Genomic DNA, 26390 nt, shown 5'->3' with positions numbered 1-26390 from the left:
CGGCGCTTATGACTTGAGGGTCAGCGCGTCATCCACGAGCGCTGCCTGTTGTGCTTTGTGTTGACTGGCGAGCCCCGTGGCGGGGCTGGCAGAGGTGGCGCGCCCGACGTAGATGGGACGCGGATGCTTGGCCTTGATCCGGCCCAGCACCCATTCGATGTTCGGCTCGATGAAGGTCCAGGCGCCTTGGTTCTTGGGCTCCTCCTGGCACCAGACCACCTCGGCCTGCTTGAAGCGTTCCAGCTCCTTTACCGCGGATTGTGCAGGGAAAGGATAGAATTGCTCGACGCGGAGCAGGTAGATGTCGTCGATCCCGCGTGCGTCGCGCTCTTCCAGCAGGTCATAGTAGACCTTGCCCGAACACATCACCACGCGCTTGATCTTGTTGTCGGCCACCAGCTTCGTATCCGAGTTGCCTTCCTGCGCGTCATCCCACATCAGCCGGTGGAAGCTCGATCCGGTGGTGAATTCGTCCACCTTGCTGACCGCAAGCTTGTGACGGAGCAGCGATTTCGGGGTCATCAGGATGAGCGGCTTGCGGAACGACCGGTGGATCTGCCGCCGCAGGATGTGGAAGTAGTTGGCCGGCGTCGTGCAATTCGCCACAATCCAGTTGTCCTGTCCGCACATCTGCAAGAAGCGCTCAAGCCGTGCCGAGGAGTGTTCGGGCCCCTGGCCTTCGAAGCCATGCGGCAGCAGGCAGACCAGGCCCGACATCCGTAGCCACTTCGATTCACCGGAGCTGATGAACTGATCGAACATGATCTGCGCGCCGTTCGCAAAGTCCCCGAATTGCGCCTCCCAGAGCGTCAGCGCATTGGGTTCAGCCATCGAATAGCCGTACTCAAAGCCCAGCACCGCGTATTCCGAGAGCATCGAGTCGATCACCTCGTAATGCGCTTGGCCTGGCTTGATGTTGTTGAGCGGGTAGAACCGCTCTTCGGTGTTCTGGTTCACCAGACCGGAGTGGCGCTGGCTGAAGGTGCCGCGCGTCGAATCCTGCCCGGCGAGCCGCACCGGATACCCCTCGGTCAGCAGCGAGCCAAAGGCCAGCGCTTCCGCTGTGGCCCAGTCAATGCCGCCACCGTTCTCGAACATCTCCTTTTTCGACTCCAGCAGACGCGCCACCGTCTTGTGCAGCGGATAGTCCGCGGGCACGGTGCTGAGCGCCTGGCCGACCTCCTTGAGCGTCGCCTTGGAGATCGCCGTTTTACCGCGCTGGTACTGGTTTTTCTGCTTGTCGAGATGCGACCACTTGCCATCGAGCCAGTCCGCCTTGTTCGGCCGGTACTCCTTACCCGCTTCGAACTCCTCACTGAGATAGGCCTGGAAGGCGGCCTTCATGTCCTCGATCTCGCCCTCGGGGATCAGCCCGTCCTTGACCAGCCGCTCGGTGTAAAGGCTGAGCGTGGTCTTGTGGCTCTTGATCTTCTTGTACATGATCGGGTTGGTGAACATCGGCTCGTCGCCTTCGTTGTGCCCAAACCGGCGGTAGCAGAAGATGTCGATCACCACGTCCTTGCGGAACTTCTGGCGGAATTCGGTGGCGACTTTGGCGGCGTGCACCACCGCCTCTGGGTCATCGCCGTTCACGTGGAAAATCGGCGCCTCCACCACCAGCGCGTTGTCCGTGGGATAGGGCGAGGAGCGGCTGAAGTGCGGGGCGGTGGTGAAGCCGATCTGGTTGTTCACCACCAGGTGGATCGTGCCACCGGTCTTGTGCCCGCGCAGACCGGAGAGCGCGAAGCACTCCGCCACCACACCCTGGCCCGCAAAGGCCGCGTCCCCATGCAGCAGGATCGGGATGCAGGAGGTGCGGTCCGGGTCGTTGTTCTGGTCCTGCTTGGCGCGCGCCTTGCCAAGGACGACAGGGTTCACCGCTTCAAGGTGGCTGGGGTTCGCGGTCAGGCTCAGGTGCACTTCGTTGCCGTCGAATTCGCGGTCACTTGAGGCACCGAGGTGATATTTGACATCGCCTGAGCCATCCACGTCCTCGGGCTTGAAGCTGCCGCCCTGGAACTCGTTGAAGATTGCCTTGTAGGGCTTGGCCATGACGTTTGCCAGAACGCTCAGCCGCCCCCGGTGCGGCATCCCGATCACGATGTCCCGGGCGCCCAGAGCGCCGCCGCGCTTGATGATCTGCTCCATGGCTGGCACGAGGCTCTCACCGCCGTCGAGGCCAAAGCGCTTGGTGCCCATGTATTTCACGTGCAGGAACTTCTCGAAGCCCTCGGCCTCGACCAGTTTCGAGAGGATCGCTTTGCGCCCTTCGCGGGTGAAGGCGATCTCCTTGCCAAAGCCCTCAATGCGCTCCTTCAGCCAGCCCGCTTCTTCCGGGTTCGAGATATGCATGTACTGCAGCGCGAAGGTGCCACAGTAGGTGCGCTGTACGATGGCGAGGATCTCGCGCATCGACGCCGTCTCCAGCCCGAGCACGTTGTCGATGAAGATGGGCCGGTCCATATCGGCCTCGGTGAAGCCATAGGATTTCGGGTCGAGCTCGGGGTGGGGCGTGTTCTCGCGCATGCCCAGCGGGTCGAGATCCGCTACCAGATGCCCGCGGATCCGGTAGGCCCGGATAATCATCAGCGCGCGGATGCTGTCGAGTACCGCGCGCTTGATCTGATCATCGGTGACCTCGACGCCCTGTGCTGCGGCCTTGGCCTTGATCTTGTCGCCCGCGCCCTTCACCTCTGCCTCCGGCGCCCATTCGCCGGTGAGGGCTGCCGTCAGATCATCGCCCGGCTGCGGCGGCCAGTCCGTCCGTGCCCAGGAGGGCCCCGATGCCTCTTTTTTGACCGAGACCTCATCATCTCCCATCGCCTTGAAAAACGCCCGCCAGGCGTCATCGACCGCATTGGGGTCGGAGGCGTATCGCGCGTACATCTGTTCGAGGTACTCGGCATTGTGCCCCTGCATGAAAGAGGAGGCATGGAACTGGTCGTTGGGGGAGTGTTCGGTCATGGGGTTACCTCATGTGGGTTGGGACCGTATGTGTTGGGGCCGGGTTGGGAGGGGAGCAGAGCGAAGATAAGGACGGAGATAGCCACTACAGGATAGGCTAGACACCAAAGCAAAAAGGACAGGAAGAGATAACCAGCCCATTCGTAACCTGCAGTAGTTCCCATGGCGACAATCCAAGAAGGTGGTAAAAGAAGCGGGGCGAGCGGTAAGAGAACGGGAATGCCCAAGAACAGCAACACCCACCAACTTCGGAATCCTCGATCATGCAAGCGTCGTATATAGAGTGCTGCCACGAATGGGCTGGCGACAAGAGCCGCTAAAACTGACCCGCTGTAGAACGCTAACGCGCAGTGTCCCAAGTTTGGGATCCAACCCAGACCAACTGCAACAAGAAGTGCCATTGCGGTACCTAGGCCTATCGCCAAGAGAAATCCGGTCACGAATTCGTGTCTGCCGGCTCGTCCTGAAAAAGTGAAGCACCGGCGAACGGAGGTTTTGGCTGACTCCGCGAGGGTCATTCGTCAAATGCTCCCGCCCGGCGGCACCGCCGGGCAGCCCCCGACCGCCCCCCCCGGGCGGGGCTTTCAGCCTCGTGCCCGCGGCCGGGGGCTGCCCTCAGTGTATAGGTCTGACGGTAGGTCATAAGTCGGGTCTCAACTGGTTCGGACGGCTTGCCAATCCGTCGGGCCTTTGCAGCACACATGCTGAGACTTGCCCGGGGCTCCGCCCGTTCGGACCTCAAACGCGCCACTGGCGCGTTTGCCTCACGTATGCTCAGATCGGTCCTCACCCCTTCTCAATCGCCTCTTTCACGGCCTCGCCGAGCGTTGCAGGGCTGTCGGCCACCACGATCCCGGCGGCGCGCATGGCCTCGATCTTGTCTTCGGCGCCGCCCTTGCCACCGGCGACAATCGCACCGGCGTGGCCCATGCGGCGGCCCGGAGGAGCCGTGCGGCCCGCGATGAAGCCCGCCGTCGGCTTCCAGCGACCCTTCTTCTTCTCATCTGCCAGGAATTGCGCTGCATCCTCTTCGGCGCTGCCGCCGATTTCACCAATCATGATAATGCTCGCGGTCTCGTCATCGGCGAGGAACATCTCCAGCACGTCAATATGCTCGGTCCCCTTGATCGGGTCGCCGCCGATGCCCACTGCCGTCGACTGGCCGTACCCCAGATCGGTCGTCTGCTTGACCGCCTCATAGGTCAGCGTGCCGGAGCGCGAAACCACCCCACAGGAGCCGCGCTTGTGGATGTGGCCGGGCATGATGCCGATTTTGCAGGCGTCCGGCGTGATCACGCCGGGGCAGTTCGGGCCGACGAGCCGCGAAGACGAGCCTTCCAGCGCGCGCTGCACCTTCATCATGTCCAAAACGGGGATGCCTTCGGTGATGCAGACGATCAGCTCCATCTCGGCGTCGATGGCCTCCAGAATGGAGTCCGCGGCGAAGGGCGGCGGCACGTAGATCACGGAGGCGTTCGCTTCGGTCTTGGCCTTAGCCTCATGCACCGAGTTGAAGACCGGCAAGTCGAGATGCGTCTGGCCGCCTTTGCCGGGGGTCACGCCGCCGACCATCTGGGTGCCATAGGCGATGGCCTGTTCGGTGTGGAACGTGCCCTGCGATCCTGTCAGACCCTGACAGATGACTTTGGTGGTCTCATTGATGAGTACGGCCATGGTGTGTCCTTTTGACTTACAAATTTCAGACGCCGAGGTCGGCGGGTGTTGGGGCGGTCCAGTGGCTCATTGCTTGGCCTCCGGACCGGGTTGTGCGTGAAAGGTGATCTGGTGCAGCTTGGCACGCCCGGTGAGCGCGCGCAGCAGCGTGGGCAGGGGGTAGGCGAGTTCGTAGTAAGCGCGCTTGAGTTTCTGGCGCAGCAGGGCGAGCCCCTTTGGGCGGTAGCGGGTCGCGGTCTGCAGGGCGACGCCGTCGGGTTCGTTGCCTTGTTCTATGAGCGCGGGCTGCACTTGATAGACCTTAAGGGCGCGGGCCACCGGGGAGGCGTTGAAGTTGAAAAGCAGGTTGTCGATGGTGAGATCGAATGGGCGCTCGGCAAGGAACTTCCGCGCCGCATCGCGGGTCAGGATGTAGCCAGCCGCACCCACGTGCCGCGACAGGAGGCGCGAGATGCGGCGCCCGCGATAATCTCCGCTGCTCCGGCCCAGCAGCACCTTGAGACTGCGCGCGCGCCAGCGTTCGAGCTTGACCATATCTGCATCAGCGGGCCACCAGCTGAGATCGTCGAGCCAGGCACCCAGTTCGGGGGCGATGAAGATGTCGTCCTCCATCACGAGGCAGAGTTTGGCATCAGAGGCGAGGAACCGCTCCCAGACCTGCGCATGGCTGATGGTGATCGCCATGTTGCTGTCGTGAAAGAGGCCCCACGGCCCGTCGGGTTGGCAGTGACGCAGCATCTCTTCACGCGGGTGTTCGCGCATGTCGAAGGCTGGATGGAATTGCGCCTCGACACTGGCCTGCGCGAGTTCCGCCTGCATCCGTGCGCGGCGCTCCTCGGCGCGGGCGAGGTTGATCATCTCGATATGCAAAAGCGGGCTCATTGCACAAACGCCTCCCAATCGGCCGGCAGCCGGTCGACCGCCATGAAGGTCTGGCCCGCCCGCGTGCCCACATGAACCACCGCAATGCGCCCTCGCAGCAGCTCGCGGCCCTCGATGAGCGCCGTGCCGTCCTCAGCCGCGTGGGTCGGGGGCAGGTCAATCGGAATACCAAAGACCGGGGGCGTGGCCATCTGCTCGCGCAGCGCCGCGATGGCGGCCTCGATGTGATCACCATCGAAGGCGACCTCGCACCGCCGCTCGATCACGTCGGGCATGCCCGGGGCCGGTGCCAGCGTCTTGTCCCAGAAGATCAGCGTGTAGGGCAGCGGGGCGCCGTCGCGCGCCTGCATGTTTGTCTGCACCTCCTCCGCTGTCTGTCCCGCCTTGAAACAGATCGCGTTGAAGCTGCTGATGGGGTCCGCAAGGCCAGCGTGAGCGCTGGCGAGCACAAGCATCGCTGCGCAGATATGGGGTGCACCAATCGTCATGCGCCCGCCCTCAGCTTGATGCCGAAATAGCCATCTGTGTCGCTGTCCTGAACGGCGATGTCTGGTGCGAGAGCTGCAAAGCTGCGGCGCACCTCAGCCTCGGAGGCGGCGGTCTCGAACACCATCGAGCAGTAGAGATCGCCAGAGAGATCCACCAGTTTCACCGAAAGGTTCAGTTGCGGATGATAGTAGGTGCCGGTGCGGCTGTGCTGGACGAAGGGCGGCTCGATCAGGTTTGGCAGCGCATCGAATGTGGGTGCCGTCGCGAGGCAGAGATCGCTGTAGAGCGCCGTCGCTTGCGCGGGCGCGACCAACTGCGGGCCCGGACCGGCAGTGGCGGAGCGTGTCACAGGCTGTGACGCAGGCGTGTCGGCGGTTTGCTCCAGAGGCTGGTCGCAGCCGGCCAGCAGCAGAGCGCAGAGGAGCACGCGCCGGATCATATGGCCTCCGGCTGAAAGAGGATCAGCGCATAGCTGTACCACCCGACGCTCACGGTGCGTTCCGTGGCGATCAGCGCGGGTGGGTTGGTGGGCAGAGACCAGGCCTGCTCGATGTTTGCGCCCAGCGGTTGGGGGTCAATTTCGCGCGCGCCGGGGTACGTGGCGGTGACGTAGTTTTGGAAGCGCGTGGTCTGACCCGTGCGTGATGCCGCCTGGACCAGGCACATGGTGTCGGAGACGGCCACGGCCGGGCGGCTGTCGTCGATCACATAGGCGCGGGCGCCGGGCGTGCGCTCGGGCAAAGGCACATAGCCCGCTGCACGCAGGGCAGCGTCGTCTCTCGGGCCGGTGGTGCAGAAGCGCTCAAAGGCGTTCACCATCAAGGCAGGGCTCGATTTGGGCACGAGATTGCCGCGCCACATGTTGCGCAACTCGGCGGTGTCAGAGGACACGCCGTTCGCAGAACAGCCCGCAAGCGCCAGACAGGCGGATATGAGCCCGACCCCGCGCATCACACCCGATACGTGCTGTAGAAGACGGCGGTGCCGTCCTCTGCACAGCCTTGATTTCCGGCGGAGGAGACGCCGATCGCCAAACCGATGGGGTTGGTCGGATCTTCATAGGTCACGCAGTTTGCCCCGGTGCCGGGCACGACACGGCGCGCGAAACCCGGGAAAATCTGCGGCACCAGCCCGTCAAGCAGAACACTGCCTTGCGTGACGCCCATGTGTTGCGTGGTCACGATGCAGTGTTGGGGCATTTCGCCATAGTAGAGTTCGATCTGCACAGTATCGGCGGGGGCGGTGAAGATATGGGTCGTGTCCGCGTTCACCGTGCTGCGATCAACGGATTCGTTGAACCCTGCCTGCCGGAACCAGGCCGCACGGGTCGCGCCCGCGACACCGTCCGACAGGCAGTATTGCAAGGCCAGGCTAGTGTTGGCCCAGACCGCTTCCTCGAAGCTCTGAGGGACTGCAGGCGTGGCGGTGGCCAGAAGGGCCGCACACGCCGTCAGGCGGGCAGGTCGCACGGCTCAGCCCTTGACCGCTTTCACGATCTTCTGCGCGCCGTCTTTCAGGTCATCGGCGGCGATCACATCCACGTCGGAGTTGTTGATGATATCCTTGCCCTGCTGCACGTTGGTGCCTTCGAGCCGGACAACCAGCGGCACCTTCAGGCCCACTTCCTTGACGGCGGCAACCACGCCCTCGGCGATCACGTCACAGCGCATGATGCCGCCGAAGATGTTCACCAGGATGCCCTTCACATTGGGGTCTGAGGTGATGATCTTGAAGGCCTCGGTCACCTTCTCCTTGGTAGCACCGCCGCCCACGTCGAGGAAGTTGGCAGGCTCGGCGCCGTAGAGCTTGATGATGTCCATCGTCGCCATGGCGAGGCCCGCGCCGTTCACCATGCAGCCGATCTCGCCATCAAGCGCGATGTAGTTGAGGTCGTATTTCGAGGCTTCCAGTTCCTTGGGGTCCTCCTCGGTCACATCGCGCAGCTCGGCGATGTCGGGGTGGCGGTAGACCGCGTTGCCGTCAAAGCCCATCTTCGCATCGAGGCACTTGAGCTCACCCGTGTCGGTCACGATCAGCGGGTTGATCTCGAGCATCTCCATGTCTTTTTCGATGAACATCTTGTAGAGCGTGCCCATCAGTCCGACGCATTGCTTGATCTGCTTGCCGGTCAGCCCCAGCATGAAGGCGATGCGGCGCCCGTGATAGGCCTGATAGCCGGTGGCCGGATCGACGGAGAAGCTAAGGATCTTCTCAGGCGTCTCAGCGGCCACTTCCTCGATGTCCATGCCGCCTTCGGTCGAGCAGACAAAGGAGATGCGGCTGGTTTGGCGATCGACCAGCAGGGCGAGGTAAAGCTCGGTCTCGATGCCCGAGCCGTCTTCGATATAGATGCGGTTGACCTGCTTGCCCGCCGGGCCGGTCTGATGCGTGACGAGCGTGCGGCCCAGCATCTTCTTGGCCTCTTCGGAGGCCTCCTCCACGGATTTGGTCAGGCGCACGCCGCCTTTCTCGCCCGCGTCGGCCTCCTTGAAGGAACCCTTGCCGCGCCCACCGGCGTGGATCTGCGCCTTGACCACCCACATCGGCCCATCGAGCGCACCGGCGGCTGTCTTGGCCTCTTCCGCGCGCAGGACCACGCGACCATCGGAGACCGGCGCGCCATAGCTGCGCAACAATGCTTTTGCCTGATATTCGTGGATGTTCATCGAAAGGGTCCCGTGCTGTTGGATCGGTTTCCCTGCCGGTATACGATAAGGTATTGCTGTGAGGTAAACAGTTTTCGCCTGATATTGCAGTTAGGTGCGGGAAATCTGCATTTTGTGATCACACGCAAAAAAGCTGTGATCACAAAATAATCGTTCGTTGGCCGACTCACTTGTGGCACGGACATAAATGAACCGGACGCGCGCCTTGACCGTAGACCTTTGTGCTGCCGTTCTGTGGTGCCGTGTCGAGATTTTCCATGACCAGTTTGACCCGTCTTCAACACATTGATCCGCGCACGAGTTGGCCCGGATTTCTGCTGGTGAGCGGCGCGGTGTTGGTGGTTCTTTTCGTTCTCTTGGACCCAGGCCCGTCGCACGGCTTGCCTGCCGCTGGGGTTGTGCTTTTTTGGGCCACGCATGTGAGCGGCGCGCTGCTCTGCCTACAGGCCGCGCAGCTGGGCCTGCACCGCTTACCGCGCCTGCGTGGCTGGCCGCCCGTGGCGCAGGTCGCCTTGGGCGGCCTTCTGGGCTCAGCGGCTTTCGCCCCACTGGCGCTGGGGTTGGACCGCGTTTTGGGTGTCGCCGATCTGACCGATGATATCAGCGAGCCGCTCGGTGCCGCACTCGTCGGCGAATGGATCGCGCTGGCCCCCGTGGTGACGATCACCTGGCTTGCGCTGAACGCGACGCGCCTGCTGCGGCTGCCTGCGCCTCCGACGCCAGCGCAGCCCGCGCCGGGCTTCTGGGCCAAGGTCCCACCGCATATTGGACGTGATCTGGTCGCGCTCAGCGCGGAGCTTCATTATCTGCGCGTCTACACCGTACAGGGCGAGGCGTTGATCCTTTATGCGTTCGGCAAGGCCGTGCAGGACCAACCCGCAGGTCGGGGACTTCAAATTCATCGCTCACATTGGGTGGCTCTGGCCCACGTGGACCGGGTGGAGCGGGCAGGTCGTGAGGGTCTGTGCCATCTGACCGGCGGGCGGATTTTGCCCGTCAGCCGCCGGTTTCGCCAACAGATCGACGATCATCTGCCCGTGGCCCCCTGACCACTCATGCATCTATCTGCCCACTCGTGCAAAGCCGCTGGTCTTGGCCCGCACACCTCCCATCCTTGCCTCATCTTACGAGGCAACATGGAGTAGGAAGCGAATGATATCTCAGACCTTGATGCGGGCGGCGGTGCTGTGCTGCGCCGCGACGACGGCGCAGGCGCAGGAGGACGGCGCCGGATTTTACGGTGGGCTTTTTGGGGGTGTTTCGGCCTTGCAGGGCGATGATTTCACTCTGGGCGGCAGCACGACGACGCTCAACTATGACAGCGGCGCCATGGCCGGCCTGGCCCTTGGTTATGATTACGGCGGCAGCCCCTGGCGCTCGGAATTGGAGTTTGCCTATCGCACGGGCGACGCGAGCGACTTCTCGGGCGGTGCTGGCAGCGGGGGTGATCTGGCGTCCACATCGCTGATGATCAACGGGTACTACCAGTTTGCGACGCGGTCGGCCTGGCAGCCTTACGTCGGTGCTGGTCTCGGCGTCGCCACCGAGATCGATTTCGATATCGAAGGCGGAAGTGCCGCGGGCGAGTATTCCGACAGCGGCGTGTTCGCGGCCCAGATCATGGCCGGCGCGCGCTATGCGGTGTCGGACCGGGTCTCCTTCTATGGAGAGCTTCGGTATTTCACAGCCGGATCGCCGGACCTTGAACGCGACGGGGGCCAGGTACTGACCACGGACTACGATACGCTGGATCTCGTCGCCGGGGTGGCTTTCCGGTTCTGAACGAAAAAAGGGCGGGTCCCGTGGCCCGCCCCTCTTACCGAGTATCGCCGAGGCCTCAAGCCAGCGTGCTGTCGATCCCCTTGCAGGCCTCGACCAGACCTTTGACCGCGCTCACCGAGTTGTCGAACATCGCCTGTTCGTCCTTGTTCATGGAGATCTCGACGATCCGCTCGACACCGCCCGCGCCGATCACGGTGGGTACACCCACGTAGAAGCCTTTCAGCCCATAAGCGCCGTCCACATAGGCCGCGCAGGGCAGCACGCGTTTCTGGTCCTTGAGGTAACTTTCCGCCATCTCGATGGCCGATGTCGCGGGCGCATAAAAGGCGGAACCAGTCTTCAGCAGGCCAACGATTTCGGCGCCGCCGTCCCGAGTGCGCTGCACGATGGCGTCCATCTTCTCCTGCGTGGTCCAGCCCATCTTCACCAGATCGGGCAGGGGGATGCCAGCGACCGTGGAATAGCGGACGAGCGGCACCATGGTGTCGCCGTGCCCGCCGAGTACGAAGGCGGTGACATCCTTCATCGACACGTCGAATTCGGTGGCGAGGAAGTGGCGGAAGCGCGCGCTGTCGAGCACGCCCGCCATGCCGCAGACCTTCTCATGGGGCAGACCCGAGAATTCGCGCAGCGCCCAGACCATCGCGTCGAGCGGGTTGGTGATGCAGATGACGAATGCGTTGGGCGCGTGATCGCGGATGCCTTCGCCCACGGATTTCATGACTTTGAGATTGATGCCCAGCAGATCGTCGCGGCTCATGCCCGGCTTGCGCGGCACACCGGCGGTCACGATGCAGACATCAGCACCCGCGATATCCTCGTAAGACTGCGTGCCCGAGAGGGCCGCGTCGAATTTGCCGGAGGGTCCGCTTTCCGCGATGTCGAGCGCCTTGCCCTCGGGCGTGCCCTCGGCAATGTCGAACAGGACAACGTCGCCCAACTCCTTCAGCGCCGCCAGGTGGGCGAGCGTGCCGCCGATTTGACCGGCGCCGATCAGCGCGATTTTGGGTCTTGCCATGGAAATATGCTCCGCATTGGGTTGAAGTTGCGCCCCCTGCTACCCATTAACGCGAGATTGCGCAAGTTTGCTCGGGTGGTTGTGTTCGGGCGCGCGGTGTCGTGATCTGGAGGCGCCGAATCGCGTGGCAGGCGCCCGCGGACAGGGCACACCCTGTGCAGCAGCGGGAAAGGCCACGCGATGCTCACCCTCGACTGGATGTTCTTCCTGATCGCTGGCCCTGCGGTGATCTTTGCGGGCGTCTCGAAAGGTGGATTTGGTTCGGGCGCGGCCTTCGCCTCGGCCAGTGTTCTGGCGCTTGTGGTCGAGCCAGGTCTGGCGCTGGGGGTGATGCTGCCGCTGTTGATGCTGATCGACGTGGCGACGCTTGGTCCCTATTGGCGCAAATGGGATGGGCAGGGGGCGCTTCTGTTGATCCTGGGAGGCTTGCCCGGCGTGGCCCTGGGGGCCGCACTTTACAAGATCGCCGAACCTGATGTGTTCCGCGTTCTGATTGGGGTGATTTCGCTGGGCTTCGTGCTGTGGCAGCTTTTCTTTGCGCGCCGTGCGGCAGTGCGGAGCGCCCGGCAGCTGCCCAGATGGGCCGGTGGGCTGGCCGGGCTGGTCGCGGGGTTTACCAGCTTTGTCAGCCATGCGGGTGGGCCACCTGCCGCCGTCTACCTGTTGTCGAAAAACCTGAGCAAGACCCAGTATCAGGCGACCACGGTGCTGGTGTTCTGGGTTGTCAATATCGCGAAATTCATCCCCTACGCGTTCCTGGGGATGTTCACGCTGCAGACGGGTCTCGCCAATCTCGCGCTCGCCCCGTTTGCGGTGTTCGGGGCGTGGCTGGGCGTGCGAGCCCATCGGATGGTGCCCGAACGCCTGTTCTTCGGGCTGACCTATGTGCTGCTGAGCCTCACGGGGCTCAAGCTGATCTGGGACGGGCTGACCTGACTGTTTATGGCCTCAGCGCCCGGTAGGATATCAGGCGGGCCGCCGGCCCACCTTACATCGTTTAGGCGTCGTTGCCTTTGGCGGGCAGAGCTTCTGCCAGCGTCTCATAGGACTGGCCGGAGGCCACAAGGCATGTCAGCCCGTTGGGCGTGGTGACCGTGATCGTCCATGTGCCGGTTTCGTCAGAGGCGAAGACCTCGACGACAGCGTTGTTGGCGCCCAGACCCATGGATTGGCGGGATTCTCCGTAACCTTCCGCAAGCCGGTCAATCACGGCGTCGCGGGGGGCGCAGTTGCGGGCGTTTTGCGCCGCTGCATCGGTTGTTGATGCGATGTAGAGAGCGGCTGCCGCGCTGAGTGCCCCCAAATGCAGGATTTTGGTTGTGCGTTTCATACTCGTGTCTGCCTTCAATTCAAAAGGCGGCACCCGCTGTCATCTGGCCCAACCGGTTTTACCGGTGATGACCGGGCGGCCCCGGTTCAAGTTATGCGCCGATCTGATCCGGGGGAGGGTGCGTTCAGCGGCCGAGCCGACGCGGTATTATCCCGAATATTCGACGCCTGCAGCATCGGCTGGAGGTTTGAAGTAATGGTTAATCGGCCGTCCGCGGATGTAGATAATTCGAAATTTGCTGCATTGCGGCACAAATACTCTTGCAGTTTGTTTCAAAAAATGCCCCATTCCGCGCAATTTTGTGATCATACCGATGAACCTGGAGTTTCACCCATGTCTCACCTCCAGCGCCCGTTGCGCTCTGTTCTCTATATTCCCGGCTCCAGACCCCGTGCGCTGGAAAAAGCCCGGACATTACAAACCGATGCGATCATATTTGATCTCGAGGACGCGGTGGCTCCAGATGAAAAACCCGCTGCGCGGACCACGCTGGCGGAGGCATTTGGCATCGGTGGTTACGGGGAGCGCCTAAAAATTGTGCGGATCAACGGGCTCGACACGGAGTGGGGCGCGGAGGATGCCGCCGCGGCGGCCAAGATGGGTGCGGAGGCGGTTCTGCTGCCAAAAGTCGATGGTCCGGCCCAGCTTGATGCCTTGGCCGAGATCACCGGGGACACACCGCTTTGGGCAATGATGGAGACGCCGCTGGGCATGCTCGCCGCCGCCGAGATCGCGTCGCATCCGCTCTGTCAGGGCATGGTGATGGGCACGAATGACCTGGCCAAGGACATGGGCACGCGTTTTCGCGCGGACCGCTTGCCGCTGATGACAGGGCTCGGCCTGTGCCTGCTTGCGGCGAAGGCGCATGGCCTTGCAATCATCGATGGTGTGTTCAACGCCTTCAAGGATGCCGAGGGACTTGCCGCCGAGTGTGCCCAAGGTCGGGACATGGGGTTCGATGGGAAGACGCTGATCCACCCGGCGCAGCTCGACGTGGCGAACGCGGCCTTCTCGCCCACCGAGGATGAGGTCGACCTCGCCCGGCGGCAGATCGCCGCATATGACGAGGCGATTGCAGCGGGGCAGGCGGTGGCGGTTGTGGACGGGCGGATCGTCGAGAACCTTCATGTTGCAACCGCGCGCGAAACACTGGCAAAGATGGATGCGATAGCAGCTCTTAGCGCGGAGTAAGCCAATGGCCCTGATCATCGCCGGACTGATCCTCTGGACCCTCGTTCACTATTTCAAACGTTTGGCACCCGAGCGCCGCGCCGCGCTCGGCGATCCGGGCAAGGGACTGGTGGCCGTCGGCGTTGTCGCGGGGCTGGTACTGATGATCATCGGCTACCGCGGGGCGGAGTTCATCCCCGTCTGGTATCCTCCCAGCTTCATGGTGCATGTGAACAATACGCTGATGCTGCTGGCCTTCTGGGTCTATGGCTCCAGTGCGGCCAAGACGGCCAAGGCCTGGCCCGCGTACAAGATCCGCCATCCGCAGTTGACGGGCTTCAAGATCTGGGCCGTCTCGCACCTTCTGGTCAATGGCGATCTGGCCTCGATCCTGCTCTTCGGCGGCTTGCTGGGCTGGGCCGTGGGGGCGGTGATCCTGATCAACAAGGCCGAGCCCGACTGGACACCACCCGAGCAGGCGGGCACGGCCACTTACGTGCGCCTCGCGGTGATCAGCCTCGTGCTCTTCGGCCTCGTCGCCGCGATCCACAATTGGCTCGGCGTCTGGCCGTTCCCTGTCTGACCCTTCCTGGAGACCTGAATGAAACTCTACCGCTTCCTGTCCGAAGAGGACACCTCGGCCTTCTGCCACAAGGTGACGGAGGCGCTCAACCAGGGCTGGGCGCTCTACGGCAGCCCGACGCAGACCTGGGATCATACGGCAGGCGTGATGCGCTGCGGGCAGGCGGTGACAAAAGAGGTGGAGGGCACTTACACGCCTGACACCAAACTAGGAGAACAGTGATGGCCGTGAAGACCAATGCGGGCCGCTTCTTCGAGGATTATAACCTCGGCCAGGTGATCCGCCATGCGGTGCCGCGTACGGTCAAGATGGGCGAGCGGGCGCTCTATCATATGCTCTACCCCGCACGTCACGCGCTCTATTCTTCGGATCAGTTCGCGCAGAGCTGCGGCCTGCCGTTCAGCCCGCTCGACGATATGGTTGCCTTCCACGTGGTCTTCGGCAAGACAGTACCGGATGTCTCGCTGAATGCCGTCGCCAACCTCGGCTATGCACAGGGCCGTTGGATCACACCGGTCTGGCCGGGGGATACGCTGCGCTCGGTCTCCGAGGTGATCGGGCTGAAACAGAATTCCAACGGCAAGACCGGGGTCGTCTGGGTGCGCACGACCGGGCTCAACCAGCATGACGAGACGGTGCTCGAATACGTGCGCTGGGTCATGGTGCGCAAGCGCGATCTAGATGCGCCCGCGCCCGAGACGGTGGTGCCGGACCTGCCCAAGGCCGTCGCTGCAGAGGATCTGGTGATCCCCAGGGGCCTCGACTTCAGCAACTACGGTTTCACCTTGGCGGGGGAGCCGCATCGGTGGGGTGATTACGAGGTTGGCGAGCAGATCGACCATGTGGACGGCGTGACTGTCGAGGAAGCCGAACACATGATGGCGACGCGGCTCTGGCAGAACACGGCCAAGGTGCATTTCGACACCTCCGCGCGGCCCGATGGCTCCCGCCTGATCTACGGTGGGCATGTGATCTCCATGGCGCGCGCGCTCAGCTTCAACGGGCTGGCCAATGCGCAGATGGTCGTGGGGCTGAACGGAGGTGCCCACGCCAACCCCTGCCTCGCGGGTGACACGATCCGCGCCTGGTCCGAAGTGATCGACAAAGCCGAGACGGCCGCGCCCGGCGTCGGTGCGTTGCGGTTGCAGCTGGTGGCGACGAAGGGGGGTGACCCCTTCCGGCTCAAGGGCGAAGATGGCAAGTATCTGCCCGAGGTCCTGCTCGACCTCGACTACTGGGCGCTTGTGCCCGTCTGAGCGAAAGGTCCATCCATGCGGAACACTCTGCTGAGCTTCATTCTCGCTTTTGCCACCGCGGCCACGAGCCTGCAGGCGCAGACCCGAGAGGACGCTTTCGTTGAAGCCAATGTGCTCGCCATCCTCTATCACGAGATGGGCCATGCGCTGATTGATATCTTGCAATTGCCCGTCTTTGGGCAGGAGGAAGATGCCGCCGATGTACTCAGCGTGCTGCTGATCCACGACCTCTATGAAGAAGAGGCCGCGGCAGGCATCATCTATGACGCGGCCTTTGGGTTTCTGGGAGAGGCGGAGGAGAATGCGCCCGTGTATTGGGGGGTGCATGGCCCCGACTTGCAGCGCTATTACACCATGATTTGCCTCTTTTACGGCGCCAACCCGGAGGCGCGCGAGGCTCTGGCGATCGAGTTGGAACTGCCCGAGGAGCGGGCCGAGACCTGCCCCGAGGAGTTCCAGCTCGCCTATGACAGCTGGGGCCCGGTGCTTGATGAGATCACCGCTGACCAGCCGGGCAACTCCATGACGCTCGACGGGGCAGGCGACGATGTGATCGGCGTGCTGATGGCGGACGAGGTCGCGGCCTTGAACGAGGATTTCATCCTCCCGGTGGCGTTGACCTTTCGGGTTGAGGCGTGCGGTGAGGCCAATGGCTTCTACGATCTCGGCACACGCGAGATCATCATTTGCAGCGAGCTGGACCCCTATCTGCGCAGCCTTGCGGATTTCTGACACCCCGCTCAGATTCCCGTATCAAAATGGGCCCGATTGCGTAGTCTGACCCCATGAGACGGCTCATTCTTTCCCTGATTTGCGGCCTTGTCGGAGGCCGGAATGCGCTGGCCTGCCAGCTTGCGCTGGTGCTGGCGGTGGATGTCTCGGGCTCGGTTGATGCGCGGGAGTACGACATCCAGATGCAGGGGCTCGCGGCGGCGCTGCGGGACGGGGTGATCGTGGATGCGCTGATCGAGCAGGAGGCGGCGGTGACCCTGATCCAGTGGACCGGCGCGTCGCGCCAGCGCCAGACCGTCCCCTGGACGGCGATCCGCACGCCCGATGATGTCGCAGCCCTCGCCGATGCGGTGGCACAGAACCGGCGCGTCTGGCGCAACTACTCGACGGCCATCGGCGAGGCCCTCGTGGCTGCCGAAGACGCGCTGCGCGCCGCACCCCAGTGCACCCGCAAGATCATCGATGTGTCGGGGGATGGCATTTCCAACGAAGGCATCCATCCGCGTGATCGCCACCCGGCTCTGGCCGCGATGGACGTGACCGTCAACGGCCTGGCAATCGAGACGGATGAGGAGGATCTCACCGGCTGGTTCTACGAGAACCTGATCCGGGGCGAGGGCGCTTTTGTCATGACCGCCAATGGGTTCGAGGATTATCCCGCGCAGATCCGGCGCAAGCTGCAGCGTGAGATCACCCGGCCTCTGAGTCAGTTGCAAATTTGTGATCACGGCGCTTTCGCGTGTGATCACAAATACCAAAAGATTAACGAATTTCCGACAAACCGCGCCAAATAACCGCGCCTCGAGGCCCTGCGCATGCGTGACAAACCCGTAATAAGAGGTAATAAAAGCGGCAGGGAACCAAAAGGAATCTGCCATGGCCGATGTCAATCGGGGCAATCGCCCCTTGTCGCCGCATCTGACGATTTATCGCCCACAGTTGACCTCGATCACGTCGATCCTGACGCGCATCACGGGCAACGCGCTGCTGATCTCGGCGCTGTTGGTGGTCTGGTGGTTTCTCGCCGCTGCAAGCTCGCCCGAATATTTCGCCATCGCCAATGGTGTGTTGACCAGCTGGTTCGGTGATCTGGTGATGACGCTGTCGCTCTGGGGCCTGTGGTACCACACGCTGGCGGGTGTGCGGCATCTGATCTGGGACCAGGGCGTGGGCCTTGACCTGGAGACGGCCTACAAGCTCGGCTATGCGGTAATCGGCGGCTCGGTGCTGCTAACGCTGCTGACCATCGTGATCATCTGAGGAGGCCCGCCATGAGCTATTTGACAGACCGCAAACGCGCCGTGGGCATGGGCTCGGCCAAATCGGGGACCGAGCATCACTGGTCGATGACCGTAAGCTCTGGCGCCCTGCTGATCCTGATCCCGCTCTTTGTCTTTACATTCGGCCCGATGCTGGGCGCCTCCTACGAAGAGGTCACCGCCTATTTCAACCGCCCGTTCCCGGCGGTGGTTGCGGGGCTGACGATCATCGTCACCTTCAAGCATTTTGCAGGTGGTGTGCAGGCGCTGCTCGAAGACTATGTGCATGGGCTGGCGCAAAAGATCGCCATCGTGCTGATGACCTGCCTGAGCTACGCGGCAATGGCCGTGGGCCTCTACGCCGTTGTGCGCCTCGCGCTCTGACCCCAATGACCGTGTGGCCGCGCGCGCTGCACGAGACCCAGGAGACTGATCCATGGCTGAATATGAATACGAAACACATGAATATGACGTGGTGGTCGTGGGCGCGGGTGGCGCTGGCTTGCGCGCGACCCTCGGCATGGCCGAGCAGGGGCTGCGCACGGCCTGCGTGACCAAGGTTTTCCCCACCCGCTCGCATACGGTTGCGGCGCAGGGTGGCATCGCCGCCTCGCTGTCGAACATGGGGCCTGACCATTGGCAGTGGCATATGTATGACACGGTGAAGGGCTCGGATTGGCTGGGTGATACGGATGCGATGGAATACCTCGCGCGCGAGGCCCCCAAGGCGGTCTATGAGCTGGAACACTACGGCGTGCCGTTCAGCCGGACCGAAGAGGGCAAGATCTACCAGCGCCCCTTCGGCGGCCACACCACCGAATTCGGCGAAGGCCCCGCGGTGCAACGCACCTGTGCTGCCGCCGACCGCACCGGCCACGCGATCCTGCACACGCTCTACGGCCAGTCGCTCAAGAACAACGCAGAATTCTACATCGAATATTTCGCGATCGACCTGATCATGTCCGAGGATGGCGTCTGCCAGGGCGTGCTCTGCTGGAAGCTCGACGACGGCACGCTGCACCTCTTCGCCTCCAAGATGGTTGTGCTCGCCACGGGCGGTTATGGTCGCGCGTATTTTTCGGCCACCTCTGCCCACACCTGCACCGGCGACGGTGGTGGCATGACGGCGCGGGCCGGGCTGCCGCTGCAGGATATGGAATTCGTGCAATTTCACCCCACTGGCATCTATGGCGCGGGGTGTCTCATCACCGAGGGCGCACGCGGCGAGGGCGGGTACCTGACCAACTCCGAGGGCGAGCGTTTCATGGAACGCTATGCGCCCCAGTACAAGGACCTCGCGCCGCGTGACTATGTATCGCGTTGCATGACCATGGAGATCCGCGAGGGTCGGGGCGTTGGCAAGAACGGCGACCACATTCACCTGAACCTCAACCACCTGCCGCCCGAGACGCTGAAACTGCGCCTGCCGGGCATTTCGGAAAGCGCGCGGATCTTCGCAGGTGTGAACCTCAACAAAGAGCCGATCCCGGTGCTGCCCACGGTGCACTACAACATGGGCGGCATCCCCACGAACTACTGGGGCGAGGTGCTCGCACCCACCAAGGACGACCCCGACCGCGTGTCCCCCGGCCTGATGGCCGTGGGTGAGGCCGGCTGCGCAAGCGTCCACGGCGCGAACCGTCTGGGCTCGAACTCGCTCATCGACCTGGTGGTCTTTGGCCGCGCCGCCGCCATCCGCGCTGGCAAGGTGGTCGACCCCGACAGCGCCGTGCCCACGCCCAACAAGGCCTCCATCGAGGCGGCACTCGACCGGTTCGACAACACCCGCTATGCCAAGGGCCACACGCCCACCGCCGAACTGCGGCTGGAGATGCAGCAGTGCATGCAGAAAGACGCCGCCGTCTTCCGCGCCAATGACACCCTCGCTGAAGGCAAGAAAGCGATGGATGAGGTCGCAGGCAAATGGGACGACGTCGGCGTGACCGACCGCAGCATGATCTGGAACTCCGATCTGATGGAGACGCTGGAACTGGCAAACCTGATCCCCAACGCCGTCGCCACCATCACTGGTGCCGAAGCGCGCAAGGAAAGCCGCGGCGCCCACGCGCATGAGGACTTCCCTGATCGCGACGACAAAAACTGGCGCAAGCACTCACTGATCTGGTTCAAAGGCAACAAGGCCAGCTTGGGCTATCGTGGCGTGCACGAACAGCCGCTGACCAGCCACAATGACGGCGGGATTGATCCCAAGAAAATCGCACCCAAGAAGCGGACCTTCTGATGCGGTTGCCTCTGATCCTGGGCCTGGCCCTGACGCTGAGCGCTTGTGTCGAAGTGCAACAGGCGACTGACCGCGCGGGCCGCGATACCGCGAAGACCGTGCTGCCGGAGGCGCTGGCAATCTATTTCCCGCAGGTGCCAAAACAGCTGTTTACGCCATTTACAAACTGCGTGGTAGATAACGCCGACGCAAGTGAAGTGCAGTCGCTTGCGGCTGATGCGCTGACCGGTGTCGATGAGAACACGGCGGGGACCATCCGCACTGTGCTGTCGCGCCCCGAGACCCAACAATGCCTGCGGGCCGCCGCTCCGACGGCGCTCGGCACGCTCTAGACAGAACAGGAGACCAGAGACATGGTTCAACTGACCCTGCCCAAGAACTCCCGCATGACCAAGGGCAAGACCTGGCCTAAGCCCGAGGGTGCGAACAACCTCAAGAAGTTTACCATCTACCGCTGGAACCCGGACGATGGTGAAAACCCTCGGGTCGATACCTATTTTGTGGATCTGGATTCTTGCGGCCCGATGATCCTCGACGCGCTGATCAAGATCAAGAACGAGATCGATCCGACGCTGACCTTTCGCCGCTCCTGCCGTGAGGGCATCTGCGGATCTTGCGCGATGAACATCGACGGGATCAACACGCTCGCCTGTATCTATGGCATGGACGAGGTGAAAGGCGATGTGCGCATCTACCCGCTGCCGCATATGCCCGTGGTCAAGGACCTGATCCCCGACCTGACACATTTCTACGCGCAACATGCATCGATCATGCCTTGGCTGGAAACGAAGACAAACCGTCCCGCGAAAGAGTGGAAGCAGTCCATCGAAGACCGCAAGAAGCTTGATGGCTTGTATGAATGCGTGATGTGTGCGTCCTGCTCCACCTCCTGCCCCAGCTATTGGTGGAACGGCGACCGCTACCTCGGGCCGGCAGCTCTGCTGCACGCCTATCGCTGGATCATCGACAGCCGCGATGAGGCCACGGGCGAACGGCTCGACGATCTGGAAGACCCCTTCAAGCTCTACCGCTGTCACACGATTATGAACTGCGCCAAGACCTGCCCGAAGGGGCTGAACCCGGCGGAGGCCATCGCCAATATCAAAAAGATGATGGTGGAACGCCGAGCCTGAGCCATGGATGTCGCCCCGCATTGGGCGGCCCTTGGCCTTGCAACGCTGGCCGGCCTGTCGATCCCTCTCGGGGCTTCGCTTGCCCGATGGCGGGTCAATATCCTGCCCGACTGGCTTGGTAGCGAGCTGCGGCACATGGTCATCGCCTTCGGGGCAGGGGCTCTTCTGGCGGCAGTGGCACTGGTGTTGCTGCCAGAGGGGAGCGAGCGCCTCAGGCCCGGCCCGGCCATCCTGTGGTTCTTCGCAGGCGGTGTCGGTTTTGCCGTGATCGACCGCATCATCGCAGCGCTGGGCGGGAAGATCGCGCAATTCCTGGCCATGATGATGGACTATCTGCCCGAGGCCATGGCGCTCGGGGCGCTGGTCACCGGCGACTTGCCCTCCGCCCTGCTTGTCGCGGCGCTCATCGCGTTGCAGAATCTGCCCGAGAGTTTCAACGCTATGCGTGAAATGAGTGAGGGCGCCGAGCAGACCGCGCCGCTTTGGCTTTTCTACCTGATGGTGCCGTTGGGGCCGCTTGCGGCGGCTGTCGGGCTGGCGCTGCCCGTCGCCTATGATCCGGTCATCGGGGCGGTGATGCTGTTGGCCTCTGGTGGTATCATCTATCTGATGTTTCAAGACATCGCGCCGCAAGTTCCGCTGGAAAACTCAATGCTCCCGCCGCTCGGCGCGATCCTGGGTTTTGGCGTCGGGCTGGCCGGGCATCTGCTTATCTGAGGGACACCATGCACATCGTCATCGGCCTGATCATTGCCTTCATCGTCGTCGCACTTTTTGCGCGCCGCAATCGCAATACCCGACGTTGCCGCTGGCGCGAAGACCGCACCGGCGACCGCGGCAGCCTGCGGAAGTACAAATGTGCCGCCTGTGGCGCCGAGGCCTTCACCGCGACCAAGGGGCCGCCTGACACCTGCAAGGCGAAGCTGCCCAAAACCTGACGTCCCGAATTGCCGAGAGGAACCACCATGTCCAACGCCCCCGCTGACGCCGATGCGCGCCGCGCGATCGCTCCGGTGATCTGCTACCCGACCGACACCCTACCCGCGCCGGACATGTCGATGCTGACAGCAGCCCGCGACAGCTTGACAAAGGTGGACGAGGTCACCGTTCCGCCCCGGGATGCGCGCTGTTTCGAGGTGCCTGCGGGTCACTTCTTCCGGATCACCAGTGTGGACGCTCCGCAAGTCGGCGACCTGAATCTGCACAACGCGGCCGACCTGAGCGAACGGTTCTATTCGGGGAAATCCCGCGCGCTGCACGGTACGCATCTGACGACGGGCGAGCGCATGTGGTCGTCCTTTCCACATCTTCGCCCGATGGCGACGATCACACACGACACGCTGGGCTGGTACGGTATCGACGCATTCGGAGGCTCGGTGCACGACGTGATCGGCACCCGCTGCGACCCCTATACGCATACGCTTCTGTCGGACGGCGGTCAGTATCACAATTGCTGCCATTCGAACCTGACACGATCACTCGCAGCCTACAGAGACCTTCGGGTCACGGAGGCAGAAGGGCTGGTGCATGACGTGCTGAATGTCTTCATGTGCACAGGTTTCACCCGTGACACCGGGCAATACTTCATGAAAGCGAGCCCCGTGCGCCCGGGCGATTATCTCGAATTCTTCGCTGAGATTGATGTGTTGGGCAACCTCTCCGCCTGTCCGGGCGGCGACTGTGGATCAGAGCATTCAAGTGATGCGGCCCGATGCGCACCCTTACTTGTCGAAGTCTTTGCGCCAGCCAAGGGCCGCTTGGACGGTTGGGCCTCGCCATTGTCCAATGCCTATGATCGCAGCCACGGATGTTGAGGCCACGGTGTAGCCACCGCCTTCACCCTTCTAAAATACTCTCAGACCGCAGGCCGACTTGCTGCGCAACGGTGATGTGAAGCGCTGCGCCTTTAGGAAAAAGCGGCTTCAAGCGCGATTTCGACCATATCGCCAAAAGTACGTTCCCGGTCCTCTGCGGGCAGCGCCTCGCCGGTTTGCAGGTGATCGGACACCGTCAATACAGCAAGCGCTCGGCACCCATATCGCGCCGCAACTGTATAGAGTTCCGCAGCTTCCATTTCGACCGCAAGCACACCGTGGCGGGTCATCTCATTATCGAGATGCGGGTGCTCAGAATAGAAGACATCAGACGAATATATTCCGCCGACATGCGTGGTCACCTCGCGTTTCGACGCGGCCTCAGCCGACGCGCTGAGCAGATCGAAATGCGCGCAAGGCGCGAAATTCAGTGTCTGAAATATATGGGTCGACGGTGTTGAAATCGTACTTGCCGTCATCGCGAGAATGACATCCCGAATTGCGACGGTTTCTTGCATCGCGCCGCAAGAGCCAATTCGAATCAGGGTTTTGGCGCCGTAATCCCGGATCAACTCGTTCGCGTAAATCGAAAGCGATGGCATGCCCATGCCCGAGCCCTGGATGCTGACCTGGTTGCCTTTCCATGTGCCCGTGAAGCCAAGCATACCGCGCACTTCGTTGACACAGACTGCATCGTCGAGAAACGTTTCCGCCGCCCATTTCGCGCGATAGGGATCGCCGGGCATCAGCACCGTCTCCGCAATCTCTCCTGGTTTTGCTCCGATATGCGTGGTCATGGCATGGTCCTTCAGTCAGCGGTCGTTGGTTAATTTACACCGGGGAGCTCGACACAGCAGGATAAACCCGGCGCTCTGTGATCGCCGGATTTTCTACGTCTCAAGCATCATTTCAGTCTTACGCTTCAGAGTTCCATGGATTTGGGCTCTTTGCCCGCCTCCACCGCCTCCTTGAACCATTTCGGCTGGCGGCCCTTGCCTGTCCACGTCTGTTCGCGATTTGCGGGATTCGCGTATTTGGCAACGCTGGCTGGCTGCGTGGATTTTCTTTTTGCAGGCTTTCTTCCCGGTTTCGACCCGGCCAATTCAGAAAGAGAATATCCGAATTTCTGGGCGGCTTGCTCTGCAGCTCGGCGTGCCTCGCGCATTTCTTTTGTGCGCAGCGCATGAAGCGCTTTCTCCACATCCTTTTGCAGCTTCTCCAGCTGCTTTTTCGTCATTGATTTCAGGTCTTGCGGCATTCTGCTTTCTCATTGAAATTGAACGCCGATCTCCATAGAGGAATTGCCGCCGAAAGCAAAGGCAGCATTTTGTGTCTACTCTTTTTCAGCGAGTTTTGGTCTATTCCGCCGCGACGGCCTGCGGATCCGCCAGGTTAACGATATCCATCATGATCGTATTCAATTCGAAGTCTTTTGGCGTATAGACCTGTGCGACGCCCATAGCGCGCAATCGCTCCGCATCATCATCTGGAATAATGCCGCCGACGATGACCGGAATATGACCAATCCCGGCGTCGCGCATTTGGGCCATGAGATCTTCGACCAATGGAATATGACTGCCTGACAGAATAGACAGCCCAACCACATGCGCAGCGTCATCTTGCGCAGCTGCAACAATTTCTGCCGGGGTCAGGCGAATGCCCTCGTAGGCGATATCCATGCCGCAATCCCGCGCGCGCACGGCGATCTGCTCGGCGCCATTGGAGTGGCCGTCGAGTCCAGGTTTGCCGACGAGGAATTTCAAGCGGCGCCCGAGCTTGTCGCTGACTGCATCGACCGCGTCGCGCAGGTCATCAAGCCCTTCGGTCTTGTTCGATCGCGCACCAGATACGCCCGTCGGGCCACGGTACTCGCCATGCACGGTGCGCATTTGAGCGGCCCATTCGCCGGTGGTGACGCCGGCCTTCGCGGCGGCAATCGACGGCTCCATCACGTTGCGGCCTTCGGCGGCTGCCGCCCGCAGATCGGCCAGAGCCTTCCGCACCGCGGCCTCATCGCGCTCCGCGCGCCAAGCGTCGAGCCGGGCGATCTGCTCTGCCTCGACCGCGGGGTCCACCACCATGATGCCCCCATCGCCAGTCATCAACGGCGAGGGCTCGCCCTGTTGCCATTTGTTCACGCCAACCACGATGGTCTCGCCTGCTTCGATCCGCCCGAGACGTTCGGCGTTGCTGTCGACCAGTCGTGCTTTCATATAGTCGATGGCCTCAATCGCGCCACCCATCCCGTCGAGGCTCGCCAATTCATGCCGCGCGCCCTCTTTCAGCGCCTCGACCTTGGCATCTACTGCCGGGTTACCGTCGAAGAGGTCGTCGAACTCCAGCAGGTCGGTTTCATAGGCCATGATCTGCTGCATCCGCATGGACCATTGCTGGTCCCATGGGCGGGGCAGGCCAAGCGCCTCGTTCCAGGCGGGCAGTTGCACCGCACGCGCGCGGGCCTTCTTCGACAGCGTCACCGCCAGCATTTCGATCAGGATACGGTAAACGTTGTTCTCAGGCTGCTGTTCGGTCAGGCCCAGGGAGTTCACTTGCACGCCGTAACGGAACCGTCGGAACTTCGGGTCCTCCACACCATAGCGCTCGCGGCAGATTTCGTCCCAAAGATCGACGAAAGCGCGCATCTTGCACATCTCTGTCACAAAGCGGATGCCCGCGTTCACAAAGAAGGAGATGCGCCCCACAAGTGCGGGGAAATCGTCGGCTGGCACACGCGGTCTCAGCGCATCAAGCACCGCGGTTGCCGTCGCCAGCGCAAAGGCCAACTCCTGCTCTGGCGTCGCGCCCGCCTCTTGCAGATGGTAGGAACAGACGTTCATCGGGTTCCATTTGGGCACGTTGGTGTAGCAATACTCGGCCACATCCGCGATCATCTTGAGGCTTGGCGCGGGCGGGCAGATATAGGTGCCGCGGCTCAGGTACTCCTTGATCAGGTCGTTCTGCACCGTGCCTTGCAGCTTGGAGACATCTGCGCCCTGTTCCTCGGCCACCGCGATGTAGAGGGCCAACAACCACGGCGCAGTGGCGTTGATCGTCATCGAGGTGTTCATCTGCTCCAGCGGGATCTGGTCAAAAAGCGTGCGCATATCGCCGAGGTGACTGACCGGCACGCCGACCTTCCCAACCTCGCCGCGTGCAAGTACATGATCGCTGTCATAGCCTGTCTGCGTGGGCAGATCGAAAGCGACGGACAGCCCGGTCTGGCCCTTCGCAAGATTGCCGCGGTAGAGCGCATTTGACGCTTTTGCCGTGGAGTGCCCCGCATAGGTGCGGATCAACCAGGGACGGTCTTTTTTGACATCGGACATGGCAACCTCGTGAATCACTGAGCGCAATTTTATTACTCTGCGAGGTAGATATCCGGAATATTATGGCGCT

The 26390-nt window shown here is 62.4% G+C and carries 31 protein-coding genes; 17 read left to right on the top strand and 14 right to left on the bottom strand.

Annotated elements, in window-relative coordinates; all coding sequences use genetic code 11:
* Nucleotides 1-6: 6 nt before the first annotated feature.
* The 9 genes from ACVC7O_RS16870 to sucC all read right to left on the bottom strand — a co-directional run bounded on the left by ACVC7O_RS16870 (nucleotide 7) and on the right by sucC (nucleotide 8675).
* Nucleotides 7-2964 (bottom strand): 2-oxoglutarate dehydrogenase E1 component, encoded by a 2958-nt coding sequence (locus ACVC7O_RS16870; RefSeq protein WP_458323278.1) that lies wholly within the window; start codon nucleotides 2962-2964, stop codon nucleotides 7-9.
* The gene (locus ACVC7O_RS16865; protein WP_458323277.1) at nucleotides 2961-3482 is read right to left on the bottom strand and encodes a DUF805 domain-containing protein; all 522 of its coding nucleotides are present in this window, start codon (nucleotides 3480-3482) and stop codon (nucleotides 2961-2963) included. The genes ACVC7O_RS16870 and ACVC7O_RS16865 overlap by 4 nt, the downstream gene beginning before the upstream one ends.
* 268 nt (nucleotides 3483-3750) lie before the next feature.
* Nucleotides 3751-4638: a succinate--CoA ligase subunit alpha gene (gene sucD, locus ACVC7O_RS16860; RefSeq protein WP_458323276.1), complete on the bottom strand. Its 888-nt coding sequence runs from the start codon at nucleotides 4636-4638 to the stop codon at nucleotides 3751-3753.
* A 66-nt stretch (nucleotides 4639-4704) separates the two neighbouring features.
* The gene (locus ACVC7O_RS16855) at nucleotides 4705-5520 is read right to left on the bottom strand and encodes a glycosyltransferase family 25 protein (protein WP_458323275.1); all 816 of its coding nucleotides are present in this window, start codon (nucleotides 5518-5520) and stop codon (nucleotides 4705-4707) included.
* The gene (locus ACVC7O_RS16850; RefSeq protein WP_458323274.1) at nucleotides 5517-6008 is read right to left on the bottom strand and encodes a hypothetical protein; all 492 of its coding nucleotides are present in this window, start codon (nucleotides 6006-6008) and stop codon (nucleotides 5517-5519) included. The genes ACVC7O_RS16855 and ACVC7O_RS16850 overlap by 4 nt, the downstream gene beginning before the upstream one ends.
* Nucleotides 6005-6448: a hypothetical protein gene (locus ACVC7O_RS16845; RefSeq protein WP_458323273.1), complete on the bottom strand. Its 444-nt coding sequence runs from the start codon at nucleotides 6446-6448 to the stop codon at nucleotides 6005-6007. The genes ACVC7O_RS16850 and ACVC7O_RS16845 overlap by 4 nt, the downstream gene beginning before the upstream one ends.
* Nucleotides 6445-6963, bottom strand: a complete 519-nt coding sequence (locus tag ACVC7O_RS16840; RefSeq protein ID WP_458323272.1) for a hypothetical protein — start codon at nucleotides 6961-6963, stop codon at nucleotides 6445-6447. Before ACVC7O_RS16840 ends, ACVC7O_RS16845 begins: the two co-directional genes overlap by 4 nt.
* The gene (locus ACVC7O_RS16835; RefSeq protein ID WP_458323271.1) at nucleotides 6960-7478 is read right to left on the bottom strand and encodes a hypothetical protein; all 519 of its coding nucleotides are present in this window, start codon (nucleotides 7476-7478) and stop codon (nucleotides 6960-6962) included. The genes ACVC7O_RS16840 and ACVC7O_RS16835 overlap by 4 nt, the downstream gene beginning before the upstream one ends.
* A gap of 3 nt (nucleotides 7479-7481) precedes the next feature.
* Nucleotides 7482-8675 (bottom strand): ADP-forming succinate--CoA ligase subunit beta, encoded by a 1194-nt coding sequence (gene sucC / locus ACVC7O_RS16830; protein ID WP_458323270.1) that lies wholly within the window; start codon nucleotides 8673-8675, stop codon nucleotides 7482-7484.
* 257 nt (nucleotides 8676-8932) lie between these two features.
* Here sucC and ACVC7O_RS16825 point away from each other — a divergent pair, with 257 nt between their 5' ends.
* Together ACVC7O_RS16825 and ACVC7O_RS16820 are read left to right on the top strand one after the other, a co-directional pair.
* Nucleotides 8933-9724 carry a LytTR family DNA-binding domain-containing protein gene (locus ACVC7O_RS16825; RefSeq protein WP_458323269.1) on the top strand — a complete coding sequence of 264 codons (792 nt, stop codon included), beginning with the start codon at nucleotides 8933-8935 and terminating at the stop codon, nucleotides 9722-9724.
* A gap of 103 nt (nucleotides 9725-9827) precedes the next feature.
* A complete protein-coding gene (locus ACVC7O_RS16820) occupies nucleotides 9828-10457 on the top strand; it encodes an outer membrane protein (protein WP_458323268.1) in 630 nt (209 codons plus the stop codon).
* 55 nt (nucleotides 10458-10512) lie between these two features.
* On the opposite strand, the gene mdh is transcribed toward ACVC7O_RS16820, so the two are convergent.
* A complete protein-coding gene (gene mdh / locus ACVC7O_RS16815; RefSeq protein ID WP_458323267.1) occupies nucleotides 10513-11475 on the bottom strand; it encodes a malate dehydrogenase in 963 nt (320 codons plus the stop codon).
* Nucleotides 11476-11655: 180 nt separating this feature from the next.
* Here mdh and ACVC7O_RS16810 point away from each other — a divergent pair, with 180 nt between their 5' ends.
* Nucleotides 11656-12411, top strand: coding sequence for a sulfite exporter TauE/SafE family protein (locus ACVC7O_RS16810; RefSeq protein ID WP_458323266.1), 756 nt, complete (start codon nucleotides 11656-11658; stop codon nucleotides 12409-12411).
* Nucleotides 12412-12472: 61 nt separating this feature from the next.
* Here ACVC7O_RS16810 and ACVC7O_RS16805 read toward each other — a convergent pair whose 3' ends face one another.
* A complete protein-coding gene (locus ACVC7O_RS16805) occupies nucleotides 12473-12805 on the bottom strand; it encodes a hypothetical protein (protein WP_299674042.1) in 333 nt (110 codons plus the stop codon).
* 333 nt (nucleotides 12806-13138) lie between these two features.
* Between ACVC7O_RS16805 and ACVC7O_RS16800 the strand changes: the two genes are divergently transcribed.
* From ACVC7O_RS16800 to ACVC7O_RS16735, 14 genes are all read left to right on the top strand, one after another.
* Nucleotides 13139-13996 (top strand): HpcH/HpaI aldolase/citrate lyase family protein, encoded by an 858-nt coding sequence (locus ACVC7O_RS16800; RefSeq protein WP_458323265.1) that lies wholly within the window; start codon nucleotides 13139-13141, stop codon nucleotides 13994-13996.
* A gap of 4 nt (nucleotides 13997-14000) precedes the next feature.
* Nucleotides 14001-14558, top strand: a complete 558-nt coding sequence (locus tag ACVC7O_RS16795; RefSeq protein WP_458323264.1) for an NnrU family protein — start codon at nucleotides 14001-14003, stop codon at nucleotides 14556-14558.
* 18 nt (nucleotides 14559-14576) lie between these two features.
* The gene (locus ACVC7O_RS16790) at nucleotides 14577-14780 is read left to right on the top strand and encodes a DUF1737 domain-containing protein (RefSeq protein WP_458323263.1); all 204 of its coding nucleotides are present in this window, start codon (nucleotides 14577-14579) and stop codon (nucleotides 14778-14780) included.
* The gene (locus tag ACVC7O_RS16785) at nucleotides 14780-15814 is read left to right on the top strand and encodes a MaoC family dehydratase (protein WP_458323262.1); all 1035 of its coding nucleotides are present in this window, start codon (nucleotides 14780-14782) and stop codon (nucleotides 15812-15814) included. The genes ACVC7O_RS16790 and ACVC7O_RS16785 overlap by 1 nt, the downstream gene beginning before the upstream one ends.
* Nucleotides 15815-15829: 15 nt before the next feature.
* On the top strand, nucleotides 15830-16546 hold the full coding sequence (locus ACVC7O_RS16780) for a DUF4344 domain-containing metallopeptidase (RefSeq protein WP_458323261.1): 717 nt from the start codon (nucleotides 15830-15832) through the stop codon (nucleotides 16544-16546).
* A 53-nt stretch (nucleotides 16547-16599) separates the two neighbouring features.
* Nucleotides 16600-17340: a DUF1194 domain-containing protein gene (locus ACVC7O_RS16775; RefSeq protein WP_458323260.1), complete on the top strand. Its 741-nt coding sequence runs from the start codon at nucleotides 16600-16602 to the stop codon at nucleotides 17338-17340.
* An 82-nt stretch (nucleotides 17341-17422) separates the two neighbouring features.
* The gene (sdhC, locus tag ACVC7O_RS16770) at nucleotides 17423-17806 is read left to right on the top strand and encodes a succinate dehydrogenase, cytochrome b556 subunit (RefSeq protein WP_458323259.1); all 384 of its coding nucleotides are present in this window, start codon (nucleotides 17423-17425) and stop codon (nucleotides 17804-17806) included.
* Nucleotides 17807-17817: 11 nt separating this feature from the next.
* The gene (gene sdhD / locus ACVC7O_RS16765) at nucleotides 17818-18189 is read left to right on the top strand and encodes a succinate dehydrogenase, hydrophobic membrane anchor protein (RefSeq protein ID WP_458323258.1); all 372 of its coding nucleotides are present in this window, start codon (nucleotides 17818-17820) and stop codon (nucleotides 18187-18189) included.
* A 52-nt stretch (nucleotides 18190-18241) separates the two neighbouring features.
* Nucleotides 18242-20047, top strand: coding sequence for a succinate dehydrogenase flavoprotein subunit (gene sdhA, locus ACVC7O_RS16760; RefSeq protein WP_458323257.1), 1806 nt, complete (start codon nucleotides 18242-18244; stop codon nucleotides 20045-20047).
* Entirely contained in the window at nucleotides 20047-20379 is a 333-nt protein-coding gene (locus ACVC7O_RS16755) for a hypothetical protein (protein ID WP_458323256.1), read from the top strand. The genes sdhA and ACVC7O_RS16755 overlap by 1 nt, the downstream gene beginning before the upstream one ends.
* 21 nt (nucleotides 20380-20400) lie before the next feature.
* Nucleotides 20401-21180, top strand: a complete 780-nt coding sequence (locus ACVC7O_RS16750; RefSeq protein ID WP_458323255.1) for a succinate dehydrogenase iron-sulfur subunit — start codon at nucleotides 20401-20403, stop codon at nucleotides 21178-21180.
* A 3-nt stretch (nucleotides 21181-21183) separates the two neighbouring features.
* Nucleotides 21184-21897 carry a ZIP family metal transporter gene (locus ACVC7O_RS16745; protein ID WP_458323254.1) on the top strand — a complete coding sequence of 238 codons (714 nt, stop codon included), beginning with the start codon at nucleotides 21184-21186 and terminating at the stop codon, nucleotides 21895-21897.
* Between the two features lie 8 nt (nucleotides 21898-21905).
* Entirely contained in the window at nucleotides 21906-22118 is a 213-nt protein-coding gene (locus tag ACVC7O_RS16740; RefSeq protein ID WP_458323253.1) for a hypothetical protein, read from the top strand.
* Nucleotides 22119-22145: 27 nt separating this feature from the next.
* Nucleotides 22146-22994, top strand: coding sequence for an urea carboxylase-associated family protein (locus ACVC7O_RS16735; RefSeq protein ID WP_458323252.1), 849 nt, complete (start codon nucleotides 22146-22148; stop codon nucleotides 22992-22994).
* Nucleotides 22995-23086: 92 nt separating this feature from the next.
* On the opposite strand, the gene deoD is transcribed toward ACVC7O_RS16735, so the two are convergent.
* The 3 genes from deoD to ACVC7O_RS16720 form a co-directional block, all read right to left on the bottom strand.
* Nucleotides 23087-23791, bottom strand: a complete 705-nt coding sequence (gene deoD, locus ACVC7O_RS16730; protein ID WP_458323251.1) for a purine-nucleoside phosphorylase — start codon at nucleotides 23789-23791, stop codon at nucleotides 23087-23089.
* A gap of 125 nt (nucleotides 23792-23916) precedes the next feature.
* Nucleotides 23917-24252: an H-NS histone family protein gene (locus ACVC7O_RS16725; protein WP_458323250.1), complete on the bottom strand. Its 336-nt coding sequence runs from the start codon at nucleotides 24250-24252 to the stop codon at nucleotides 23917-23919.
* Between the two features lie 100 nt (nucleotides 24253-24352).
* Nucleotides 24353-26320: a methylmalonyl-CoA mutase family protein gene (locus ACVC7O_RS16720; RefSeq protein WP_458323249.1), complete on the bottom strand. Its 1968-nt coding sequence runs from the start codon at nucleotides 26318-26320 to the stop codon at nucleotides 24353-24355.
* Between the last annotated feature and the right edge of the window lie 70 nt (nucleotides 26321-26390).

This window comes from Roseobacter cerffii (assembly GCF_054226325.1).
This window is presented reverse-complemented; position numbering and strand designations above follow the sequence as displayed.

Excerpts from the sequence above, each read along its gene's own strand:
- ACVC7O_RS16870 (WP_458323278.1), bottom strand. The coding sequence starts at position 2,964 with ATGACCGAACACTCCCCCAACGACCAGTTCCATGCCTCCTCTTTCATG.
- ACVC7O_RS16865 (WP_458323277.1), bottom strand. The coding sequence starts at position 3,482 with ATGACCCTCGCGGAGTCAGCCAAAACCTCCGTTCGCCGGTGCTTCACT.
- sucD (WP_458323276.1), bottom strand. The coding sequence starts at position 4,638 with ATGGCCGTACTCATCAATGAGACCACCAAAGTCATCTGTCAGGGTCTG.
- ACVC7O_RS16855 (WP_458323275.1), bottom strand. The coding sequence starts at position 5,520 with ATGAGCCCGCTTTTGCATATCGAGATGATCAACCTCGCCCGCGCCGAG.
- ACVC7O_RS16850 (WP_458323274.1), bottom strand. The coding sequence starts at position 6,008 with ATGACGATTGGTGCACCCCATATCTGCGCAGCGATGCTTGTGCTCGCC.
- ACVC7O_RS16845 (WP_458323273.1), bottom strand. The coding sequence starts at position 6,448 with ATGATCCGGCGCGTGCTCCTCTGCGCTCTGCTGCTGGCCGGCTGCGAC.
- sucC (WP_458323270.1), bottom strand. The coding sequence starts at position 8,675 with ATGAACATCCACGAATATCAGGCAAAAGCATTGTTGCGCAGCTATGGC.
- ACVC7O_RS16825 (WP_458323269.1), top strand. The coding sequence starts at position 8,933 with ATGACCAGTTTGACCCGTCTTCAACACATTGATCCGCGCACGAGTTGG.
- ACVC7O_RS16820 (WP_458323268.1), top strand. The coding sequence starts at position 9,828 with ATGATATCTCAGACCTTGATGCGGGCGGCGGTGCTGTGCTGCGCCGCG.
- mdh (WP_458323267.1), bottom strand. The coding sequence starts at position 11,475 with ATGGCAAGACCCAAAATCGCGCTGATCGGCGCCGGTCAAATCGGCGGC.
- ACVC7O_RS16810 (WP_458323266.1), top strand. The coding sequence starts at position 11,656 with ATGCTCACCCTCGACTGGATGTTCTTCCTGATCGCTGGCCCTGCGGTG.
- ACVC7O_RS16805 (WP_299674042.1), bottom strand. The coding sequence starts at position 12,805 with ATGAAACGCACAACCAAAATCCTGCATTTGGGGGCACTCAGCGCGGCA.
- ACVC7O_RS16800 (WP_458323265.1), top strand. The coding sequence starts at position 13,139 with ATGTCTCACCTCCAGCGCCCGTTGCGCTCTGTTCTCTATATTCCCGGC.
- ACVC7O_RS16795 (WP_458323264.1), top strand. The coding sequence starts at position 14,001 with ATGGCCCTGATCATCGCCGGACTGATCCTCTGGACCCTCGTTCACTAT.
- ACVC7O_RS16790 (WP_458323263.1), top strand. The coding sequence starts at position 14,577 with ATGAAACTCTACCGCTTCCTGTCCGAAGAGGACACCTCGGCCTTCTGC.
- ACVC7O_RS16785 (WP_458323262.1), top strand. The coding sequence starts at position 14,780 with ATGGCCGTGAAGACCAATGCGGGCCGCTTCTTCGAGGATTATAACCTC.
- ACVC7O_RS16780 (WP_458323261.1), top strand. The coding sequence starts at position 15,830 with ATGCGGAACACTCTGCTGAGCTTCATTCTCGCTTTTGCCACCGCGGCC.
- ACVC7O_RS16775 (WP_458323260.1), top strand. The coding sequence starts at position 16,600 with ATGAGACGGCTCATTCTTTCCCTGATTTGCGGCCTTGTCGGAGGCCGG.
- sdhC (WP_458323259.1), top strand. The coding sequence starts at position 17,423 with ATGGCCGATGTCAATCGGGGCAATCGCCCCTTGTCGCCGCATCTGACG.
- sdhD (WP_458323258.1), top strand. The coding sequence starts at position 17,818 with ATGAGCTATTTGACAGACCGCAAACGCGCCGTGGGCATGGGCTCGGCC.
- sdhA (WP_458323257.1), top strand. The coding sequence starts at position 18,242 with ATGGCTGAATATGAATACGAAACACATGAATATGACGTGGTGGTCGTG.
- ACVC7O_RS16755 (WP_458323256.1), top strand. The coding sequence starts at position 20,047 with ATGCGGTTGCCTCTGATCCTGGGCCTGGCCCTGACGCTGAGCGCTTGT.
- ACVC7O_RS16750 (WP_458323255.1), top strand. The coding sequence starts at position 20,401 with ATGGTTCAACTGACCCTGCCCAAGAACTCCCGCATGACCAAGGGCAAG.
- ACVC7O_RS16745 (WP_458323254.1), top strand. The coding sequence starts at position 21,184 with ATGGATGTCGCCCCGCATTGGGCGGCCCTTGGCCTTGCAACGCTGGCC.
- ACVC7O_RS16740 (WP_458323253.1), top strand. The coding sequence starts at position 21,906 with ATGCACATCGTCATCGGCCTGATCATTGCCTTCATCGTCGTCGCACTT.
- ACVC7O_RS16735 (WP_458323252.1), top strand. The coding sequence starts at position 22,146 with ATGTCCAACGCCCCCGCTGACGCCGATGCGCGCCGCGCGATCGCTCCG.
- deoD (WP_458323251.1), bottom strand. The coding sequence starts at position 23,791 with ATGACCACGCATATCGGAGCAAAACCAGGAGAGATTGCGGAGACGGTG.
- ACVC7O_RS16725 (WP_458323250.1), bottom strand. The coding sequence starts at position 24,252 with ATGCCGCAAGACCTGAAATCAATGACGAAAAAGCAGCTGGAGAAGCTG.
- ACVC7O_RS16720 (WP_458323249.1), bottom strand. The coding sequence starts at position 26,320 with ATGTCCGATGTCAAAAAAGACCGTCCCTGGTTGATCCGCACCTATGCG.